Here is a 4,647-nt window from a genome sequence, read left to right as displayed (position 1 = left end):
GATACGCTTGATGAATTACCACAGGCATCAGTAAACGTCCAGGTTCTAACGATAGAATACGAGTTCGGACAATTACCCGGAGTGGTTACATCCACACCTTGAACGGTTATGGCACCGGAACAGCTATCATTGGCTGTTAGACTGATCATTGCCGGAACAGCGCTACCGCAGGCTACGGTTATGGCAGCCGGTGGAGTTGGTGGTACCGGTGGAGTAGTATCTTTTATAGTAATCTGTTGTGTAAAATGCTGATTCGCTGCGCAAGCGGTACTAATCGTAAAAGTTCGGGTCACAACCAACGGACAAGTACCGGATTGGGTATCGGCGTAGGTGATGGTATAGTTTAACGATTGGTTTGTTGTGGTTCCGCCCGCGGCTAAAAATTGAGCCAGACTAATGCTAACCGGTGTCGCACTATATACCAGACCAGTTATGGAACCGGTACTACAACCTTCGAGCGTATAGTTGGCCGGAGCTGTAATAACAGGGCTTGTGGCAATACTAATTTTAAAGGTGTAATAGCAATCGGTACTTCCCGGAGGAATGCCATAATAGGTTTGTGTTCCTACAGTAGCCGGAAACGGATTAGAAGCGGTATATTCGACGGTGCCGGAACCAACCGGATAGCTGTTGTAAAAACGGGTTCCCGGAGGAAACGCTCCGCTCACTTGTGACACCGCAATACTACCGGAAGCATTACAAAAATTAAATACAATTTCATCCGGTGTATTCTGACAATGACTGTTTACATAATCCTGCGAATTGATGCTTATTGTCAACGGATCTTTTATAGGTTCGCCCTGACATATTCCAGAAGCCGTATAACCCTGAATAAACGGTTTGGTCGTAACAGCAACCCCTGAAATAGCACCGACACCGTTTATATAACCGTATATCGTTATCGCCGGACTACAGTGCGTATTTTTGAGTATGCTACAATCTTCGGTTGCTTTTAATTTAAACGTAAGTTCGCCCAAAACATCCGATGGATTGGCCGGTAACGGAAGTGTTCCGATATTCCAAATAATAGAGCCGTTTGCACCTTGAGATGGGTTAAACGATACCGTATTTGGACTCGGAGCCGGGCTAAATAGGATATTGCCCGAAGCACTACCATTTACGTAACTCGCGGTAAAAGGCACCGGAATTTCTACGGTTGCATTATTGATGGCTTCCGATCCTTCGTTTAAAACTTTTATTTTAAACTCGATTTCCTGTCCCGGTAAAACGGTTAACGGTCCGCTTACAGGGTTACCATTTATCGTAGTAACGGACGAAATTCCCTGAGGTTGCGGAACATAGGCGTCGACTGACATGGCTATCGTAAAGATAGAGTAGGTGTCTTGCGTGGTTCCGTACCGGAATTTGGTTGACGTCTGGTTGTTCGTGATGACACTGTTTCCCGAATTCGGAATCGTAAACATACTGATATCCAAACCGGTATTGTTCAACAGGTTCGGATTACGGGTGTTACCACCGGTGAGTATCGATGAATTAAAAAAGTTTGTGGTTGTATTTCCGGAATGATTCAGATCCAGCCAGCTGTTATCGCTTTGTTTTTGGATACTGAAATAATCCCCGCTGATACCACGATCGCCTTCACCGGCCATTAAGCCAAGTTTTAGATTAACCGGACCGGTCTGAACGGTGTTAAATCCGGATACCGGTAATTCGAAACTGGTGGTGTTGCTTCCACTCACATAGGCGTGTCCGTCGAAAACGGTTACATCGCGCCATTTCATTTTGGAGTTTTCATAAATCACAATGATTCCCCAACCGCCATAATAACCTACAGATCCTCCGTTTCCTTCTACCATCGCAACATCGGCAACGGTATAATCACCCAATCCGTATTGTTTTACGTAATCGGTTACTTCGGCATAGGCGGAATAAATAAAATCATCGGTGGAATTCGGATAATAAATATCATTGGTATTGGCGGTAACCGGTGTATAACCCGAAGCACCCGGACCTTTTAATAAAACCTCTCTTTTGTTGAAGTTTTTGGTCACGCTAACGGTGCTTGAAATGCTTCCGCTAACGTTGGTATAGGCAAACGAAGTCGACTGGTATTGAGCTGTCGACTGGTTTTGTCGGGAGTCGCGTTCCAAACCGTTTACAGTAAGGGTTATCCCTCCGGATTCGGTATATACTGTAACCGGATCAAAAGTGACTACGCGTGTATTTCCGTTATTCGTCACAACCTGATTTGTCGGATTGATCCAGTTTCCGCTGTTAACGCGATAGCGGATGTATGGTGTGGCATTCTGGAATTCGAATTGAACCGTATTTCCGTTGCCATTAAAATCATAGCGCACATAATAGCTGTTGTTATTCCCCTGACGCGAAACACTCATCGTATATTGCGAATTGGTAATAGCTCCATTATGGCCAACGGTCTGATTGCTGTTTACAGGCTGCGGTGCGCCCGGAAAATTTTTAGTTACCGAAAAAGTATCGGGACTGGAACTGCCATTGGAAGCTCGGGCCGACCAATACAGTCCGGCATAAATAATTTTGGAACAGTTGGGAATCGCACCGTTTTCGGTCGAAAAGTTTAGTGTTGCGGAGGATGAATTCAGCGTGTTTGGATCACTGTCTACATCTACATATTGCATATCGTTGTTACTGTTGTTCGTGTTGTCCCCATAATTTACCAGTGTCAGGTTGGTATTCCCGATCATGGTAAAATCGCCCTGGATATTGTAAATCTTTTTGGTTGGTGAATATTGAGAGGTACGCTGGGTAAACGGAACCCGAACTTGCGAAAACACACCTATGGCTGTTAACATCAAAAAAGAGGTGAGCAATAGTCTGGTGTTTGTCGCCGATATGATACTACTTAATTGGGTAAAGTTTCTCATAATCTGATGACTTTTAGTAAAACTTAACTGGGTATGGATATCGAGTAGATGATTAAATAATCACGACGATTATTTAGAAACAGGCTTTTGATATAATCCGGATTGCATTTAAAATCACAGATTACATAGATGTACTTCAGACTCTTGAATTTTTCAAGTGCTGTCGTATCGATTCTTGCTGCGTCATTGGCACTGAGCTTAAGGGTAAGCATTTCCAATGAACCGATGTTTTCCATCGCGAGCAATTGCCTGAATGAAGCCGCATCAACCTCGGCATAATACAAATTACCCTGCGTTACGTTTTTTTCTTTACCATTAAGGATGTAAAGTTTAGGATGCAATCCTTTTAATAATGATTTTGCATAATCATAATCAAAAGCGGAACCTTCTTTTTTACTTCCATATCCATTGTTTGTCATTAAATCTTGGTAGGATATAAAAGTTTGTGAATGTACCGTTTCTACTAAGAGGAATAGCAGAAACAGTACAGCTGCTTTTTGTTTTAAAGCGTTCATAATCAATATATTTAATTAAGTTGGTTTCAAAATAAAAGGCATAAGGATTCCCCGGGCGATAAAACAACTGCGTTCTAACACCTATGGAAAAACGATATGCAAAGTCATGGAACGAATTGCCCGGATAACAAGCAAAAAGTACGTGGCGACTTAATTAAAGTAGGTTGTTATGATTTGGAAATAAAGCATTGCGATAGGTTAGTGGTATCACAATAGTCATGCGAATTGTATGGCGGAACATTGTTCTGTATTTTAAGTTGTTGTGGTATTTACTTAAAATAAAAACAATGCTTGACCGTGTTTCAGTGATACTAAATTATTCAAATAAAATCGTGATAAGTTCTTTTCGTAAGGTTTTTCGATAAAACGACTTTTTTTATCCGTGAATTAACATTTTTTTTGTTTTATTTTTCTGAATTCATAGCGAATATGTTGTAATTCATTACAGAATACTGCTCTAATCGGGTGAATAGTGTTGGTCTTTTATACTAATTTCAAGGACTATTTGACTGATTTTTAGAAGGTATAGGAAGTAATAACTAGATTTGTTTTGTTGTTGTTTAATAATTACTCTTTTATAAAGTCAACTAACTAAATTATTTAAAAGCAAAAGTGTCCTAAATAGAATACGGGATGCTTTTGTTTTTTAGCTTAGGTTTATAGTATTCCTAAATTATTGAAATACCATAGCGTTACTATATTGAAATCCTTTTTTAGTAAATAAGCTTGTTTGATGCTCAAATTAACATTTTTTTGATACTTCCACACTGGCATTTTTCTTTTTTTTTGTCGTACTTTATAGAATAAATCTTTTTCATCATGAAAAATTTAATTCTAATCCGTCACGCTAAATCAAGTTGGGAAACCCCAAGTAAAGATATAGACAGACCCATTTCCCAAAGAGGTATTAATGATGCCAATACCATTTTTAGTCAAGTAAATGGTTATTTGCCTAAAACTTTTTTAGTTTGGAGTAGTACCGCTAAGCGCGCCAGGGAAACGGCCATGATATTTTCGCAAAATCTGTCGATCCCATACGAAAGCGTTATTATAAAAGAGGACTTATATACTTTTGATAGCAAAAATCTGGAAGCCGCGATAAAGAAATGCGAAAACAGGTTCGATAGCCTAATTCTTTTTGGACATAACGAGGCTATCACAGATTTTGTTAATAAATTTGTTGACCTTTATATCGATAATGTCCCTAAGGCCGGCTTTGTTTCGATTAGCTTCGAACAAGACGATTGGAACGACATACATAAACGGAA

2 protein-coding genes and 1 pseudogene are annotated in these 4,647 nt (G+C 40.2%); 1 reads left to right on the top strand and 2 read right to left on the bottom strand.

Annotation, left to right across the window (positions count from 1 at the left end; translation table 11 throughout):
• Positions 1-2,864: pseudogene (locus Q1R07_RS03100) on the bottom strand (hypothetical protein); the annotation flags it as partial.
• A 23-nt stretch (positions 2,865-2,887) separates the two neighbouring features.
• Positions 2,888-3,379 carry a hypothetical protein gene (locus tag Q1R07_RS03095; protein WP_300485904.1) on the bottom strand — a complete coding sequence of 164 codons (492 nt, stop codon included), beginning with the start codon at positions 3,377-3,379 and terminating at the stop codon, positions 2,888-2,890.
• An 819-nt stretch (positions 3,380-4,198) separates the two neighbouring features.
• Here Q1R07_RS03095 and Q1R07_RS03090 point away from each other — a divergent pair.
• The coding region (locus Q1R07_RS03090) for a histidine phosphatase family protein (RefSeq protein WP_300485902.1) at positions 4,199-4,647 on the top strand (449 nt) is incomplete at its 3' end.

Origin of the sequence: Flavobacterium sp., assembly GCF_030146175.1 — a bacterium.
Lineage (GTDB): Bacteria > Bacteroidota > Bacteroidia > Flavobacteriales > Flavobacteriaceae > Flavobacterium.
This window is presented reverse-complemented; position numbering and strand designations above follow the sequence as displayed.

Bases quoted from the DNA above. Each gene is read 5' to 3' on its own strand.
- Q1R07_RS03095 (WP_300485904.1), bottom strand. From the start codon at position 3,379: ATGAACGCTTTAAAACAAAAAGCAGCTGTACTGTTTCTGCTATTCCTC.